Raw genomic sequence first — 16,733 nt, 5'->3', positions numbered from 1 at the left:
TATTTTGATAGGATTATTTATTGTTGAAAGCGTTTTAAGTTTCCTCTTTTTTGAGGTAGGAGGTCTGACTTATTCAGATGAAAAATTATGTATGTAGTTTTAAATGGGAAGAAAAATAATATCAGTATCACTTTATAGTGTGGGGAGGTTAAAAGTGTGAAAGGTAAAGATTTTCACACGAATATATATGGGTTATATAGGATTATTACTTTCAGGGGCAGCTTTATTTTTAAATAGTCTTGTTATATTAGGGAAAGCAGAGATGAAAAGTGCGGGTGTTTTTAATTTATTTGTGGGTGCACTACAAATTATTATTCCGTTTTATTTGATCATGATTTCTGACCAAAGCAATTGGACAGTGTATTCATATGCGGCTACTTTCTTATTTGGATTAACTTATTTATATGTAGGTGTTACTTTTATAAAAGGAATGGATAGTAGTGGTCTAGGATGGTTTTGTATTTGGGTAGCAATTATTGCTTTATTCTATATGGTTGTTTCATTTGTTCAATTCCATGATGTTGTTAATGCATTAACGTGGTTTATGTGGGCATTACTTTGGTATTTATTCTTTGTATTAAATACACAAAAGAAGAACATCAATCAATATCTTGGAAGGATTGCCTTCGTACAATCATGGGTAACATTGACTTTACCTTCACTATTTTATTTTATGGGAGTATGGGGAGAGGGATTCGTATATGAACTATGGGTTTATGTATCAGTAATTTCTATTTTGTACTTCTGTTATTGTATTTATAAATATCGAGTACGTTAATATATAAAAAAGCATGGAATCGTTAAACTGATTTCATGCTTTTTTATATATTAGCGTTTTATAATAAAAGAGGTGGTATCTCATAAATCATGAAAATGGGGATGATGAAATTGAAGAAAGTGTTGGTGCTAGGAGGAACAAGGTTTTTTGGTAAACATTTAGTAGAGTACCTTTTGCAAGCTGAACACGATGTAACAATTGCCACAAGGGGAGTTACTGAAGATTCTTTTGGTAGCGCAGTAAAAAGAATAATTGTCGATAGAGAAGATAGAAAGCTACTAGAAGAGCGTCTAGAAGGAAAAAGTTATGATATTGTATACGATAATTTATGCTATAGTTCAAATGCAGCGAAAATGGTATGTGAAGTTTTGAAAGGAAAAACGAAGAAGTATATTATGACATCTTCAATGGCTGTCTATGAACCTGCATTAAGTTTGTTAGAAGAGGACTTTAATCCATACGAATATGCAATTACATATGGAGATAGAAATGATTTTAATTATAGTGAAGGAAAGCGATTAGCCGAAGCGGTTTTATTTCAATATGCAATATTCCCAGTCGTTGCAGTGCGTTTTCCAGTTGTTATTGGAGAAAATGACTATACGAAAAGGTTACAATTTTACGTTGAATGTGTTGTGAACCAAAAACCTATCGTTGTGGATCATGTAGATGGAACTTTGTCATTTATACATGAAAAAGAGGCAGGAGAGTTTCTAGCTTGGTGCGGAATGGAAAATGTGAAAGGACCAATTAACGCCTGTAGTAACGGGGTAGTTTCTACGGAAGAAATTATTCATTTCATAGAAGAGAAGACGGGAATAAAAGCACTCATCCAGGAAGCTGGAGAAAATATAGCTCCTTATAATGAGGTAACTAACTGTACGTTACATAATGGAAAGGCTCGTAAATTTGGATTTTTGTTCCGAGAGCTGAAACTAGAAATAAAAAATGTTTTAAAACATTATATAAATACAATGAAGTAATCATAAATCCCCCGGTGGCAATCCGGGGGATTCTGGAGGATTTCGACAATACTGATTTTACATTACCAAATTTACCTTATACATACGACTAATGTTTTTGTGATTGAATTGCTTGTAAATACTTCTCGTTTACTTGGTCCCAGTTTACTGTATGCCACCAATTGGTAACAAACTCTGGGCGCCGATTTTGATACTTTAAATAATAAGCATGTTCCCATACATCAATTACGAGTAAGGGGATTTTCCCTTCTTGCAAAGGCGTATCTTGATTTGGTGTACTCATAACAGAGAGTTCCTCACCGTCAAGAACAAGCCATCCATAGCCACTTCCAAAACGACTAATAGCTGCTTTGGAAAGTTGATCTTTTAAGTTGTCAAAGGTATTGAAATAATAATCAATTACTTTTGCAACGTCTCCATTAGGCTCACCGCCACCTCGTGGGCTCATCACTTCCCAAAAAAGACTATGACAATAGTGACCACCACCGTTATTTCTTACAGCTGTAACAATTTCCTTCGGTAAAGCATCTAAATTACATAGCAATTCTTCTAAAGATTTATTATGTAATTCAGTATAATTTTCTAAAGTAGCATTTAAATTGTTTACGTATGTCGCATGGTGCTTTCCATGATGAATGGAAAGTGTATTGCTATCGATATGTGGCTCTAGTTCATCATAGTCATATGAAAGCTTTGGCAATTGAAATGAAGACATAACATTACCTCCTTTCTATTTAAAAAAGTTGGTCTAGGTAAAAATACTTTACCTAAGTCAAAAATACACCCATTTTCCATATAAGTCAATAGTAAGTCTGTTAATTTTCTGAAAAATATTACAATAAAAGTAACACTCTCAATTTCATTTGTGACTCCTATCCTTTTTGCTTATACTGTAAAGTAGCAAGGTTTTGTTGAAATAGAAGGAGATTGTTTATGAGTAAAACGAAACAATTAATAGAGGAAGCAAGTAATTTTATTACGATTTGTTATAAGGAGCTTCATAAAGAACAATTGATAGAAGAACGTATAAAAGAAATTCAAATTGAGATAGAGAAGACAGGGACATATGAGCATACATTTGAAGAACTTGTTCATGGTTCACGAATGGCATGGCGTAACAGTAATAGATGTATTGGAAGACTATTTTGGAGTAAGATGCACATATTAGATGCGCGCGAAGTAAATGATGAAGAGGGTGTATATAATGCATTAATTCATCATATTAAATATGCAACGAACGATGGAAAAGTTAAACCAACCATTACGATTTTTAAGCAATATCAAGGTGAGGAAAATAATATACGAATTTATAATCACCAATTGATTCGATATGCAGGATATAAAACAGAAATGGGAGTGATCGGTGACTCGCATTCCGCTACATTTACGGACTTTTGTCAGGAGCTTGGCTGGCAAGGAGAAGGTACGAATTTCGATGTATTGCCACTTGTATTTTCTATAAACGGGAAGGCGCCTACATATAAAGAAATTCCGAGGAAAGAAGTAAAAGAAGTACCAATTGAACACCCAGAATACCCTATTTCATCACTTGGAGCAAAATGGTATGGGGTTCCAATGATTTCAGATATGCGCTTAGAAATTGGCGGTATTTCTTATACAGCCGCTCCGTTCAATGGATGGTATATGGGAACAGAAATTGGGGCGCGCAACTTAGCGGATCATGATCGTTATAATTTACTTCCGGCTGTTGCGGAGATGATGGATTTAGATACATCGAGAAACGGTACGTTATGGAAGGATAAGGCGCTAATTGAGTTGAATATTGCCGTACTACACTCTTTTAAAAAACAAGGAGTTAGTATTGTTGATCATCATACTGCTGCACAACAATTTCAGCAATTTGAGAAGCAAGAAGCTGCTTGTGGTCGTGTTGTAACAGGTAATTGGGTGTGGCTTATTCCACCATTATCTCCAGCTACCACTCATATTTATCATAAACCGTATCCGAATGAAATTTTGAAGCCAAATTTCTTTCATAAATAATATTTAGTGCAGTTTTTTTCTGCAAAATATATTTTTTTTAATTACTGTTATGTAGCAAATGGAAGCCTTTACTCTCGGTTATTTTTGGAAGAGGATTTTTGAACCAAGGAGTTCCTTATGTTATAATCAAATTTCTGTTTCGAAGACCTTATAGAAATATAAGGTCTTTTGTTTTGCTTTTTTATGTAAGAGAAAGAGATTTTTTTCTTTTTAATAAGGGATTTGGCATATTTTTAGGGACAACATAAGTATGTGGGAAGTCGATAAAATGTTATGCATATATAATTATTATGTTTTGGGTTTAAACAATAAAACATAATAGAGTTGTTTTTTTAGATTGCTGAGGAAGGAGGAAGTGTAAATGAGGATGAAGAGTCGAAAAACTGATTGGCCTGTATTTATTATTAGCGGTGGTTCACTTTTATTATTTGTAATTGCAGTTTTTTTGAACAAGGATTATGTAGAGAGTGCGATTAATAACAGTTTCGCTTTTTCAATTAAATATTTTGGTGCCTTCTGGCAAGTTTTATTATTAGGTACATTTATTGTTGCGATGTGTATGGCGTTCTCCAAATATGGGAGAGTTAAACTTGGGGGATTAGAAAAACCTGAGATTAGTACGGCAAAATGGCTTGCTATTATTATGTCTACATTACTTGCCGGAGGTGGCGTTTTTTGGGCAGCAGCAGAGCCAATGTACCATTTGATGACGGTGCCACCAATACATGATGGTATATCTGCTGGAACGAAAGAAGCAGTTATGCCTGCTTTAGCACAAAGTTATATGCATTGGGGATTTTTAGCATGGACGATTTTAGGTACAATTAGTGCGGTAGTTATGATGTATGGACATTATCATAAAGGTATGCCGCTAAAACCTCGAACGCTTTTATATCCTATTTTTGGGGAAAAATTAAGAAAGAGCCTGCTTGGAACGATAATTGATGCAGCTGCAATTATTGCAGTAGCTGCAGGTACAATTGGCCCAATTGGATTTTTAGGTTTACAAGCAAGTTATGGGTTACAAGAATTATTTGGAATTTCTGATGTATTCACTACTCAATTGGCAATTATTGTTTGTGTAGTGGCCGTGTCTACCATATCGGCAGTAACAGGTATTGATAAAGGGATTCAAATTATAAGTAATTTAAATGTTAGATTAGCAATTTTGTTAATGGCATTCATATTACTATTTGGGCCAGGTGGATTTATTATTGATTCGTTTGTTTCTTCGTTTGGATTTTATGTAAGTGAGTTTATACCGATGAGCACATACCGTGGTGATACAAGTTGGTTAGGATCTTGGACAATCTTTTTCTGGGGATGGTTTATTGGATACGGACCAATGATGGCAATTTTAGTGAGTCGAATTTCAAGAGGGAGAACGATTCGAGAAATCATCGTTGCAATTGGAATTATCGCACCTATTATTACAACGTTTTGGTTTACTATATTAGGTGGATCAGGTGTGTTTTATGAGTTAATGAATCCTGGTTCTATCTCGGACGCATTAAGTGAATCTGGTATGCCGGCAGCTATGATTGCAATTACAGGACAATTGCCACTTTCTAATATTATTGGACCAGCATTTCTTTTATTAACAATTTTATTTGTAGTGACAACAGGAGATTCAATGGCGTATTCCATTTCAATGGCAGTGACTGGAGACGGAGATCCTAGAATTAGTTTGCGAATTTTTTGGTCGCTTATTATGGGAGCAGTTGCAGCAATTCTTTTATATATGGGTGAAGGAAGTATTAATGCGCTACAATCGTTTATCGTAGTGACGGCAGTTCCGGTATCAATTTTGTTATTCCCGATGCTATGGTTAGCGCCTAAAGTTGCGGGAGAATTAGCATTAAAACAAGGTATTGTAAAAGAAGAAGATAAAACTGCATTCTTATTTCAGAAGGCTAGTAAATCAAAATAAATAAAAACGTAAAAGAGGAAGCATCTTAAATGAGATGCTTCCTCTTTTACGTTTAATCTAATACTTTTCCCTTTGTTTCTGGTACACATAGTAGCATTGTAATTAACCCGATTGGGTAGATGATAAAAATCAGGGACAATGCTCCAAGTAGGTTTCCACCTGTAGCGAGTAAGCCGATAATAACAGGCCCAAATCCAGCTAATCCACGCCCTGTACCGAAAATAAAGTTTTCTGCGGTAGAGCGAGCTTCAGCAGGATAGTTTTCAGCTAAAATTGCCCCAAATCCTCCCATCATTCCATTTGCAAAGAATCCAAGCAATGCACTTCCCCATAATAATAATGTTGAATCTGTGAATAAGAAGAAGTAAATGAGACAGTATACTGTACCGCCAATATAATAAATTGCAAAAGTTTTACGACGACCAATTTTATCAGCTAGAATACCAAAGGTTGCAATTCCAATTAGCATACCGATGGTAGAAATGAACATCCAGCCACTTGCTTTTGCTAATGTATAGTTATATTTATTTGCTAAAATAGTTGGCATCCATGTGAAGATTCCGTAATATCCGAAGTTCTGGATAAATGACATAATAATAAGACCGATTGTTGTGATTGTTACTTTTTTACTGGAAAATAACTTTCGAAGTGGGAATTTTTTTATATGTTTTAGTTGTTCTGCTTCAGTAGGTGTTAATTTACCTGCAGCTTCTTTTTGTAATAGTTCTTTTTTGTAGCGTTGTTTTTGCTCCCATATTTTCGGTTCACTTAAACTTTTACGGACATAGACAGCTAGTAAAGCTGGAATTAATCCAAATAAGAAAACGGCTCTCCATCCAAAATGCGGGACAATAAATGCTGGAAGGAGTGAAGCAACCAGTACACCAAATTGCCATCCAAGTGCAACAACAGATGTCGCTTTAGCGCGCATTTCTTTAGACCATGTTTCTGTTACAATGGCCATTCCGATTCCGAATTCACCACCAACTCCCATTCCAACTAAAAAGCGAAGAATTAATAATTGCCAGTAGTCTGTTGCGAAATAAATGAGTGCGGTTGCTAGTGAAAACAGTAAGATTGTGAAGGCCATTGTACGAATACGTCCAAATAAATCAGCAATAAATCCAAATAAATAAGAACCAATTAACATCCCTATTGTGGTAGCTAATGTTAAGTTTCCACCTTCAACAGGACTTAAGTGAAACTCTTTTAAAATATAGACAAGTACGAAAGATAATAGCAACATATCTAAACCTTCTGCTGCATATCCTAGCGCAGAACCAAATAATGTTTTATATCTTTTCGCTTTCGTCTCCTCTGTTATTTGTTGTACATCAGTAGTGACGTTCATTATTACTCCTCCTTATTTTCTACAGTCGCTATGGAAGAATAACAAAAGGCCTTCTCACCTGATATGATGAGAAGGCCAAAAAAGCATACGTATCCCTAAGAAAAGAACATACGTATATTGTATTCCGACTTCCTTCTCAACCTCACGGGGTTGGGTTAAAGGACTGTATTATATTACTTTATTTTTAGCACTCTTCTATTGTATTGTCAAATAAAGAGGAAGTTATTATGTGTAAAATATTTCAAAAAACATTTCGTTCTTCTTGACGCCGACTTCATTATTTTCCCATAATAAAACTAACTAAATAAAAAGGAATGAATCAAAGATGCTAAATTTAGTACTCATGATGATTGAACGAGTCGGACTTATAGTTATTTTAGGATTTTTACTCTCTCATATTAAAACTTTCAGACGTCTCCTTCATAAACAGGATGGCTATGTAGATAAGCTTAAGCTTATTTGTATTTTTTCGGTATTTACAATTGTAAGCAATTACACTGGGATTGAAATAGCAGGAAATACGATTATGAATGAAAATTGGTTACAAGGTGTTTCTTCGTCAAGTACAATTGCGAATACGCGTATTATGGGTGTTGGTATTAGTGGCTTACTTGGTGGCCCTATCGTAGGGGTTGGAGTAGGGTTTATTGCTGGTATTCATCGTTATATGCTTGGTGGTACGACAGCGCTAAGCTGCGCAATCTCTTCTATTTTAGCGGGGATTATAACGGGTTATATCGGATATATTTTCAAAAAATATAATCGTACAATTACTCCTAAGTTTTCAGCAGTTTTAAGTGTTTTTATCGTATCTTTAGAAATGGTTATGATTTTATTAATTATAGAGGATGGAATTAGCGTTGTGAAAACAATAGCGATACCGATGATTCTTGTAAATAGTTTTGGAAGTTTTATTTTACTTTCTATGATACAAGCTATTTTGCGTCAGGAGGAGAATGCAAAAGCACTTCAGACTCATAAAGTATTGCGTATTGCTGATAAAACGTTACCGTATTTTCGTCAAGGTTTAACAGAAGAATCGTGTAAGCATGTGGCACAAATTATTCACCGCTTTACAGGAACGGATGCGGTATCTTTAACAGATACAGAGAAAATATTAGCGCACGTTGGATTAGCATCAGATCACCATATTCCTTCACATAGTTTAATAACTGGTTTATCAAAAGAGGTTTTACATACAGGGCAAATAATGAAGGCGAAATCACGTGAGGTTATTAATTGCCAACATGAAAGCTGTCCCTTACAAGCCGCTATTGTTATTCCACTAACTTCACATGGAAATACGATAGGTACATTAAAACTGTATTTCAAAAATTCTAACCAGTTAAGTCGCGTTGAAGAAGAATTAGCAGAGGGGTTAGCAAAGATATTCTCCACGCAGTTAGAGTTAGGAGAAGCTGAGTTGCAAAGTAAATTACTTCAAGATGCGGAGATAAAAGCATTACAAGCACAAATTAACCCGCACTTTTTATTTAATGCGATTAATACAGTATCAGCTTTATGCCGAACAGATGTAGAAAAAGCAAGGAAGTTATTATTACAGCTGAGCGTGTATTTTCGTTGTAATTTGCAAGGGGCACGTCAGTTATTGATTCCACTAGAGCAAGAATTAAACCACGTACAGGCATACTTATCATTAGAACAAGCAAGGTTCCCAAATAAGTATGAGGTAAAGATGTATATTGAGGATGAGCTAAAGACAACTTTAGTACCACCATTTGTTCTTCAACTATTGGTTGAAAATGCACTGCGACATGCTTTTCCGAAGAAGCAACCAATATGCGAAGTGGAAGTGCATGTTTTTGAAAAAGAGGGTATGGTTCACTTTGAAGTAAAAGATAATGGACAGGGAATTGAGGAAGAACGTTTAGAACAATTAGGAAAGATGGTAGTTTCATCAAAGAAAGGGACTGGAACAGCTTTATATAATATTAATGAACGTCTTATTGGGTTATTTGGGAAAGAAACGATGCTTCATATCGAAAGTGAATTAAATAAAGGGACGGAGATTACCTTTATTATTCCAAAAAAAGTAGGGGAGGAAGAGCCGGGTGTTAAAAGTATTAGTAGTTGACGATGAAATGTTAGCACGTGATGAACTAAAGTATTTATTAGAGAGAACGAAAGAAGTTGAGATAGTTGGTGAGGCTGATTGTGTGGAAGACGCATTAGAAGAACTAATGCAAAGTAGACCAGATATTGTGTTTTTAGATATTCAATTATCCGATGATAACGGATTTGAAATCGCGAATATATTAAAGAAGATGAAAAATCCACCTGCAATTGTATTTGCTACTGCCTATGATCAATATGCGCTGCAAGCATTTGAAGTAGATGCGTTAGACTACATTTTAAAACCATTTGATGAAGAACGTATTGTGCAAACATTAAAGAAGTATAAAAAACAAAAACAAGCGCAAATAGAAACGAAGCACGAAATAAAGGGGACAGATGTAGCAGCAGAGATGCATAAATTAGCATTACCAATTGAAGAATCAATCGTACTTGTGAATATTGAAGACATTATATATGTAGGGCTTGTAGATGGGAAAGTAACAGTAAAAACAATGAGGGAAACGTATGTAACACATGATACACTTGTAATTTTAGAGAAGAAGTTACCACAAGCAAGCTTCATGCGCATCCATCGTAGCTTTATTGCGAATATTAATCATATTACTGAAATTCAGCCATGGTTCAATTCTACTTATAATTTAATCATGAAAGAAGGATCGAAAGTACCTGTTAGCCGTACATATGCAAAAGAACTCAAGAAGCTGCTTCGTATTTAAGAAGCAGCTTTTGTATTTCATCCTTTTATATTTGTAACTGATTCTGTATATTTGACGTTCTGTTATGTAAACGCTTACTTTAGTGTTTATATCCTATACAATAAAGGTACCAAATCGAAAGAGGTGGCCAAAATGAGTACGAAAAAAGTATATAGTTTCTTATCACAAGCATTTATATTCTCAGCTATTATGTTAATTTCAAATATTATTGCAACGCATTTACCAATTCCAATGCCTTCATCGGTAATCGGGTTAGTTATTTTATTTAGTCTATTATGTTTAAAAGTAATTAAATTGGAGCAAGTTGAATCACTTGGAACAGCTTTAACCGGCATTATCGGATTCCTTTTCGTCCCATCAGGTATTTCAGTTATTAATTCTCTTGGTGTAATGGGGCAATACTTTGTACAAATTTTAACTGTAATTGTTGTAGCAACAGTTATTTTACTCGCTGTAACAGGATTATTTGCACAATTCATTTTAGGAAAAGATGAAAAAGAAACAGAAGATACAAAAGAATTGAAAATAGTAAATAAAGGACGCAAGCACGGAAAGGTTGCGTAACCATTGAATTTATATATTGTTAGGAGGTAATTAACATGGCAAGCACAATGACTCCATATTTCGGAATCGTCGTTTCATTAATCGCATACGGAATCGGAACATTATTATTCAAGCATTCAAAAGGGTTCTTCCTATTTACACCATTATTCGTAGCGATGGTATTAGGGATTGTCTTTCTAAAGGTAGGTAACTTTACTTTTGAAGAATATAATACTGGTGGAAAAATGATTAGTTTCTTCTTAGAGCCAGCAACAATTGCATTCGCTATCCCACTATATAAACAAGTTGATAAGTTGAAAAAATATTGGTGGCAAATTTTATCAGCTATCGTGGTTGGATCTATTTGTTCAGTAATTGTCGTGTTCATTGTTGCAAAAGCAATCGGTTTAGATACAGCAGTAATGAATTCAATGCTACCACAAGCAGCAACAACAGCAATTGCGTTACCAATTTCAGAAAGTATTGGTGGTATTCCTGCAATTACATCGTTTGCGGTTATTTTCAACGCAGTTATCGTATACGCATTAGGAGCATTATTCTTAAAAACATTTAGAGTGAAGCATCCGATTGCAAAAGGTTTAGCACTTGGAACAGCGGGCCATGCATTAGGAGTTGCAGTAGGAATTGAAATGGGTGAGGTAGAGGCAGCGATGGCAAGTATCGCTGTAACGGTAGTTGGGGTTGTAACAGTAGTTGTCATCCCGATGTTCATGCCATTCATTGGATAGTAAAACTTACTTAAAAAATAAGAAAAGCAAGCTATTTGTAGGACAGATTTCTACTGATAGCTTGCTTTTTATGTTACAGTAGTGGTAAGACCTATTTAAAAAAATGTAAGTTTCCTTAAATCTTCATTAATACTATGTAGAATACGTTTTGAATTAGGTCATTGTATTGTAAAATAAGAAGTAAGCTACTATATACCTGTTAAGGTAGGCATATAATGAGTTTATAAAAATCTTAATATGAATGAATAATTAAAAGTAGAAAAGAGAGAGAAATCTACTTATTAACGTTTTAGTTTATAGGACAGGAGAGAGTATTCGTCGATTATGCAAATAAAAAACCTGTTTCAAAGCAAAGGATTTCAGAGGTTACTCGTATTAGTAATACTTGCTCTCGTGTTATACGGGCTGCAAAGTATGTTGAATTTAATATTAATTACGTTTATTCTCACGTATTTAATGGATCGATTCCAAAAGTTTATTTCCCGCAAATTAGATCATTTCATGCCTATTAATCGAAAAATTATTATAGCATTTCTATATGTAATGTTAATTGGTGGAATTGCTATTACACTATTTAAATATTTACCAGTATTAACGATACAAATTTCACAATTGATTTACCAATTCAATGTATTTTTAAGAAACCCACCAGATAGTGAACTAATTAAGTATGCAGTTAATGCTGTCAATCATATGGAGCTTTCTAAATATGTAGGACAAGGCGTAGACATTTTGTATAAATCAATTACGAATGTTGGTAAATTTGGTCTTCAAGTTTTACTTTCTTTAATTTTGAGTTTGTTTTTCTTACTAGAAAAATCTCGTATTGTTGGTTTTACTGCAAAGTTTAAAGAAAGCAGGCTTGCAATTTTCTATACTGAAATTGAGTACTTCGGTAAGAAATTTGCACGTTCATTCGGAAAAGTAATCGAAGCACAATTTTTAATTGCAGTTGTTAACTGTGTTTTATCCGTGATTGCACTATGGATATTAGGATTCCCGCAATTATTAGGTTTAGCATTAATGATTTTCTTGCTTGGATTAATTCCAGTAGCGGGGGTTATCATTTCGTTATTCCCACTTTGTATGATTGCTTACAATATTGGCGGTATTATGTACGTTGTTTATATTTTAGTTATCGTAACAGTGATTCATGCGCTTGAAAGTTACGTATTAAATCCGAAGTTTATGTCGCAAAAAACAAATTTACCGATTTTCTATACTTTTATGGTATTAATTTTCTCAGAGCACTTCTTAGGTGTATGGGGACTGATTATCGGTATTCCAATCTTCATTTTCTTACTAGATGTTTTAGACGTGACAAGTGATGAAATTGAGAAGGATGTTGGAACAAAATAAAGTGAAGTAGAGAAAAAGCATCGATGTTCGATGCTTTTTCTTTTATAACATTATGTTTCTTATGCCATACTGTAAGGAGAATATAGAATAGGGGTGAAGTAATGGCTGTAAATGAAAAGGTAGAATTGGCTACATTTGCTGGAGGGTGTTTCTGGTGTATGGTTTCTCCATTTGAAGAGATGGAGGGAATTATACAGGTTGTTTCAGGTTATACAGGCGGTCATAAAGAGGACCCAACGTATAAAGAAGTGTGCTCAGAAACAACAGGACATTATGAAGCAGTACAAATTACATTTGATGCAAATAAAATGCCGTATGAGGAATTGTTAAATATATATTGGAGACAAATTGATCCGACTGATATTGGGGGACAATTCCACGACCGCGGGCAGTCTTATGAAACGGTGATTTTTTATCATAATGAAGAACAACATAAAAAAGCTGAGGCCTCAAAAGAAGAGCTTGAGCAGAGTGGACGCTTTTCAAAACCAATTGCGACAAAAATATTACCAGCAGCTACATTTTATGCAGCTGAAGAATATCACCAAGGATATCATAAGAAAAACACATTCCGCTATGAGTTATATCGTAAAGGCTCAGGACGAGATGCTTTTATTAAGCAACATTGGCCAAAGGATAATGCTCATTTAAAAGAAAAACTCAATGAGATGCAGTTTTATGTAACACAGGAAAATGGTACAGAACCACCATTTCGAAATGAGTATTGGAACCATAAAGAGGAAGGTCTTTATGTAGACATCGTTTCAGGTGAGCCGCTGTTTACTTCTCTAGACAAATTTGATAGTGGATGTGGATGGCCTAGTTTTACAAAACCAGTTATGTCAGCAAGTGTGAAAGAAAAGATGGATGTGAGTCATAATATGACACGTACAGAAGTGAGAAGTAAAGAAGGAGACTCACATCTTGGGCACGTATTTCCAGACGGTCCAGGACCAAATGGCCTTCGTTACTGTATTAATTCCGCAGCTCTTCGATTTATTCCAAAAGAGGAATTAGAGAAAGAAGGCTATGGCGATTTCCTAATCTTGTTTGGAAATAAAAAATAACCTCGCAGTTAGCGAGGTTATTTTTTTGTTATTTTGCTTTTTTCTTTTTGAACTTGCTTAATACTTCATAAACGATTGGAACAATAAGAAGTGTTAATAACGTTGAACTTGTTAATCCACCAATTACTGTTACACCAAGTCCTTTAGAAATTAAGCCACTACCTTCAAATCCTAATGCAAGCGGGATAAGAGCACCGATTGTTGCAATTGCAGTCATTAAAATTGGACGAAGGCGTGTTGCACCAGCTTCTAATAAAGCTTCACGTGTTGATAGACCTTCATTTTCTTTATGAATAACGCGGTCGATAAGCACGATTGCGTTTGTTACAACGATACCGATTAACATAAGCGCACCAATCATTGCAGATACACTTAATGTTTCACCAGAGATTAATAAGGCAACAAGAGCCCCAATAATTGTGAATGGTAGCGAGAATAAAATTGCGAATGGTGCAAGAGCACCGCCAAATGTAACGACAAGAACGAAGTATACAATGGCAATCGCAGCTAACATCGCTAAGCCCAGTTGTTTGAATGATTCTTCAATATCTTTAGTAACACCGCCCATAGAAACATCTACACCGGAAGGAAGATCCATTTTATCTACTTCTTTTTGGACTGCAGCAGATGCTTTTGAAACGTCATCAGATGTTAGTTTTGCACTAACCTCTGCATAAACACGTCCATCTCGGTGTGTTACTGTATTCGATGTTTCACCTTCTTTTACAGTCATAACATCTTTCACAGCTACTTCATTACCAAGTGGTGTTGTAATTTTGCGATTTGTTAAGTCATCGATTGTTTCATAATTTTGTTTTTCAGCTTCTACATATACATTGATATCTTTACCGTCTTTTTTAATTGTTGTCAGAACAGGGCGATCATGTTGATTAGAAAGTCCCATTCCAATTTGAGCAGCCGTTAAGCCCATTTTACTTAGCTTTTCTTGATCTGCGACTAAAGTGTACTCTGCATATGTTTTTGCAATACTAGAATCTATATCTTTTAAGTCTTTATTTTTCTTCATGATATTTTGAATATCTTTTACGACAGGCTTAATGTCTTCTGAGCTATCTCCGTAAACGTATAGTTTAATTTCATTACTACCGCCACTTGCTCCGAAGTCTTGGTTTTTCCATTCGCCTTTGCCAGACATCTTCTGTAAATCTTTAACGACTTGTTCTTTCTCTTTTTCGAAGTTTTTCGTGTCGTTATCATATTGCACGAAGAACATTGCTTGGTTTGATTGACCAGGACTCATTGGATTCTCTCCACCTAATGAGAACTGAATTGTTTTGACGTCTTTATTATCTTGGAAGTGCTTCTCAGCTTTTGTTGCAATTTTTTCAACGTCTTCTAACGTTTGACCTGGTTCAGGATTATATGTTGCAATAATCATTTTTTCTTCTTCAGAAGGTAAGAAACTTACACCGATAACTGGTACAAGTGCAAGACTACCAACCAATAGAAGGACAGCGATACTTGATGTAATAATTTTGTGATTTAAAGCCCATGCAAGTATGCGTTTATAACCATTTGCTAATTTACTTGGTTTTTCTTCATGATGTACTTCTTTTTCCCTCATACTCTCTTTCTTAAATAAAGAGTGAGCTAGCATCGGTACGATTGTAACAGCTACTAGTAATGATGCTAATAAAGCGAAGACGATAGTTAAGGCAAATGGTAAGAACATTTCACCAATCATACCTTTTACTAGTCCAAGTGGTAAAAATACAGCAATTGTTACAATGGTAGAAGACATAATTGGGATAAACATTTCTTTCGTAGCTTCACGAATTAAATCTTTTCCGCGCAATTTCTCTTCTGATAACGACATACGTCGGTAAATATTTTCAATAACAACAATTGAGTCATCGACAACGCGGCCTATAGCAACGGTCATTGCTCCAAGTGTCATAATGTTAAGTGTAATATCCATTTGCTTTATGACTAAAACAGCAATTAATAAAGAAAGTGGTATTGAAACGACAGAGATTAACGTTGTTCGAATATTTCGTAGGAACAGCATAATAATAACAATCGCAAAGATAGCACCGAAAATTGCTTTGCTTAGCATTGTTTCAACTGATTTTTCAATAGGTGCACCTTGGTCGAATGTTGAAATGATCTCTAAATCTTTATATTTTTTCTCAAGATCTTTTACTTTATCTTTTACTGCATTTACAACATCAACTGTATTTGCATCGGAGGCCTTCACAATTTGAATTCCAATTGCTTCTTTTCCATTTGTTCGAGAAATGGATTCTGCTTTCCCAATTTCTTTAATGTCAGCAATTTCGTCTAATGTAACTGTTGGAATCCCGTTCATAGCAGCTGGATTCATTTGCGGCGTTTGTGCACCAGCGCCAGCATTTTGACTACCTTGACCGTTAGGTGAGGAAGGTATAGCTGGGATTTTAAGTTCTTTTAATGCTTTAATCGTTGTAATATTGCCATCTACAACAACTGATTTTTCCGTGTCTTTAAATGTGTATAAGCCAAGTGGTAAAGATACATCCGATCCCTTAATCACATTTTTTACAGTATCTTCACTTAGTCCTAGTTCTTTCATTTTATCTTTCTTGAAGACAAGCTGTACTTCATCTACTTGTTGGCCAGCAATTTGGACAGATGCAACACCATCAAGTCCTTTTAATCCTGGTACAACATTTTTTTCTACATTTTCAGTTAAGGTAGCTAAAGATTCATTCTTGCTTGCTACGCTTAACGAAATAACTGGGAAAGCATTGAAGTTTACTCGTGAAACTTTAGGATCTTTAACACCTTCTGGGAGTTTTACATTTGTGAGAGCTTCTTTAATTTCTGTTTCTGCTTTTTCCATATTTTTATCAAAATCGTATTCTACTTGAATAGAAGATGCGTTTTGAAAAGATGATGAGCTTACAACGTTAACACCGCTTAAATTTTGTAGTTGTTCTTCCATCGGCTTTGAAACTTTATCAGCTACTTCTTCTGGTGTAGCACCAGGATAGACCGTAGTTACTGTTACAATCGGTGTTGTAATATCAGGAATTGTTTCCAGCTTCATATTGAGTCCAGAGTAGATCCCTGCAATAGTAACAATAATGGTTAGTAGCCAAACTGCGAACTTATTTTTTAACGAGAAATTGATGATTTTGTTCATGTTTGCGCTCC

The 16,733-nt window shown here is 35.0% G+C and carries 13 protein-coding genes; 10 read left to right on the top strand and 3 right to left on the bottom strand.

What is annotated here, in order from left to right; all coding sequences use genetic code 11:
- The first annotated feature begins 187 nt into the window (after positions 1-187).
- On the top strand, positions 188-778 hold the full coding sequence (locus N2V79_RS26735) for an AmiS/UreI family transporter (protein ID WP_000540540.1): 591 nt from the start codon (positions 188-190) through the stop codon (positions 776-778).
- Positions 779-867: 89 nt separating this feature from the next.
- On the top strand, positions 868-1,761 hold the full coding sequence (locus N2V79_RS26730) for an NAD-dependent epimerase/dehydratase family protein (protein WP_340720331.1): 894 nt from the start codon (positions 868-870) through the stop codon (positions 1,759-1,761).
- 88 nt (positions 1,762-1,849) lie between these two features.
- On the opposite strand, the gene sodA is transcribed toward N2V79_RS26730, so the two are convergent.
- Positions 1,850-2,476, bottom strand: a complete 627-nt coding sequence (sodA, locus tag N2V79_RS26725; RefSeq protein ID WP_000094037.1) for a superoxide dismutase [Mn] — start codon at positions 2,474-2,476, stop codon at positions 1,850-1,852.
- A 218-nt stretch (positions 2,477-2,694) separates the two neighbouring features.
- On the opposite strand from sodA, the gene N2V79_RS26720 reads away from it, so the two are divergent.
- Both N2V79_RS26720 and N2V79_RS26715 read left to right on the top strand, forming a co-directional pair.
- Positions 2,695-3,765, top strand: coding sequence for a nitric oxide synthase oxygenase (locus N2V79_RS26720; protein WP_000047620.1), 1,071 nt, complete (start codon positions 2,695-2,697; stop codon positions 3,763-3,765).
- A 361-nt stretch (positions 3,766-4,126) separates the two neighbouring features.
- Positions 4,127-5,695, top strand: coding sequence for a BCCT family transporter (locus N2V79_RS26715; protein WP_001242450.1), 1,569 nt, complete (start codon positions 4,127-4,129; stop codon positions 5,693-5,695).
- A 52-nt stretch (positions 5,696-5,747) separates the two neighbouring features.
- Here the strand turns inward: N2V79_RS26715 and N2V79_RS26710 are convergent, their stop codons facing one another.
- Complete coding sequence (locus N2V79_RS26710; RefSeq protein ID WP_197242339.1) at positions 5,748-7,046, bottom strand: MFS transporter; 1,299 nt, start codon at positions 7,044-7,046, stop codon at positions 5,748-5,750.
- 325 nt (positions 7,047-7,371) lie between these two features.
- Here N2V79_RS26710 and lytS point away from each other — a divergent pair, with 325 nt between their 5' ends.
- From lytS to msrB, 6 genes are all read left to right on the top strand, one after another.
- A complete protein-coding gene (gene lytS / locus N2V79_RS26705) occupies positions 7,372-9,141 on the top strand; it encodes a two-component system sensor histidine kinase LytS (protein WP_000933592.1) in 1,770 nt (589 codons plus the stop codon).
- A complete protein-coding gene (locus tag N2V79_RS26700; protein ID WP_000921848.1) occupies positions 9,119-9,859 on the top strand; it encodes a LytR/AlgR family response regulator transcription factor in 741 nt (246 codons plus the stop codon). Before lytS ends, N2V79_RS26700 begins: the two co-directional genes overlap by 23 nt.
- A gap of 132 nt (positions 9,860-9,991) precedes the next feature.
- Positions 9,992-10,423 carry an antiholin-like murein hydrolase modulator LrgA gene (gene lrgA, locus N2V79_RS26695; RefSeq protein ID WP_053563271.1) on the top strand — a complete coding sequence of 144 codons (432 nt, stop codon included), beginning with the start codon at positions 9,992-9,994 and terminating at the stop codon, positions 10,421-10,423.
- Positions 10,424-10,458: 35 nt separating this feature from the next.
- Positions 10,459-11,151 (top strand): antiholin-like protein LrgB, encoded by a 693-nt coding sequence (lrgB, locus tag N2V79_RS26690; protein ID WP_000168869.1) that lies wholly within the window; start codon positions 10,459-10,461, stop codon positions 11,149-11,151.
- Positions 11,152-11,475: 324 nt separating this feature from the next.
- Positions 11,476-12,510 (top strand): AI-2E family transporter, encoded by a 1,035-nt coding sequence (locus N2V79_RS26685; protein ID WP_001166009.1) that lies wholly within the window; start codon positions 11,476-11,478, stop codon positions 12,508-12,510.
- Positions 12,511-12,611: 101 nt separating this feature from the next.
- Complete coding sequence (gene msrB / locus N2V79_RS26680) at positions 12,612-13,577, top strand: peptide-methionine (R)-S-oxide reductase MsrB (RefSeq protein ID WP_340720330.1); 966 nt, start codon at positions 12,612-12,614, stop codon at positions 13,575-13,577.
- 28 nt (positions 13,578-13,605) lie between these two features.
- Here the strand turns inward: msrB and N2V79_RS26675 are convergent, their stop codons facing one another.
- A complete protein-coding gene (locus N2V79_RS26675; RefSeq protein WP_053563274.1) occupies positions 13,606-16,722 on the bottom strand; it encodes an efflux RND transporter permease subunit in 3,117 nt (1,038 codons plus the stop codon).
- Between the last annotated feature and the right edge of the window lie 11 nt (positions 16,723-16,733).

This window comes from Bacillus sp. CH_70 (assembly GCF_038007045.1).
Taxonomy (GTDB): domain Bacteria; phylum Bacillota; class Bacilli; order Bacillales; family Bacillaceae_G; genus Bacillus_A; species Bacillus_A cereus.
Note: the sequence above shows the minus strand (reverse complement) of the source record. Positions and strands in the feature narration are given on the sequence as shown.

Excerpts from the sequence above, each read along its gene's own strand:
- N2V79_RS26735 (WP_000540540.1), top strand. The coding sequence starts at position 188 with ATGGGTTATATAGGATTATTACTTTCAGGGGCAGCTTTATTTTTAAAT.
- N2V79_RS26730 (WP_340720331.1), top strand. The coding sequence starts at position 868 with ATGAAAATGGGGATGATGAAATTGAAGAAAGTGTTGGTGCTAGGAGGA.
- sodA (WP_000094037.1), bottom strand. The coding sequence starts at position 2,476 with ATGTCTTCATTTCAATTGCCAAAGCTTTCATATGACTATGATGAACTA.
- N2V79_RS26720 (WP_000047620.1), top strand. The coding sequence starts at position 2,695 with ATGAGTAAAACGAAACAATTAATAGAGGAAGCAAGTAATTTTATTACG.
- N2V79_RS26715 (WP_001242450.1), top strand. The coding sequence starts at position 4,127 with ATGAGGATGAAGAGTCGAAAAACTGATTGGCCTGTATTTATTATTAGC.
- N2V79_RS26710 (WP_197242339.1), bottom strand. The coding sequence starts at position 7,046 with ATGAACGTCACTACTGATGTACAACAAATAACAGAGGAGACGAAAGCG.
- lytS (WP_000933592.1), top strand. The coding sequence starts at position 7,372 with ATGCTAAATTTAGTACTCATGATGATTGAACGAGTCGGACTTATAGTT.
- lrgA (WP_053563271.1), top strand. The coding sequence starts at position 9,992 with ATGAGTACGAAAAAAGTATATAGTTTCTTATCACAAGCATTTATATTC.
- lrgB (WP_000168869.1), top strand. The coding sequence starts at position 10,459 with ATGGCAAGCACAATGACTCCATATTTCGGAATCGTCGTTTCATTAATC.
- N2V79_RS26685 (WP_001166009.1), top strand. The coding sequence starts at position 11,476 with ATGCAAATAAAAAACCTGTTTCAAAGCAAAGGATTTCAGAGGTTACTC.
- msrB (WP_340720330.1), top strand. The coding sequence starts at position 12,612 with ATGGCTGTAAATGAAAAGGTAGAATTGGCTACATTTGCTGGAGGGTGT.
- N2V79_RS26675 (WP_053563274.1), bottom strand. The coding sequence starts at position 16,722 with ATGAACAAAATCATCAATTTCTCGTTAAAAAATAAGTTCGCAGTTTGG.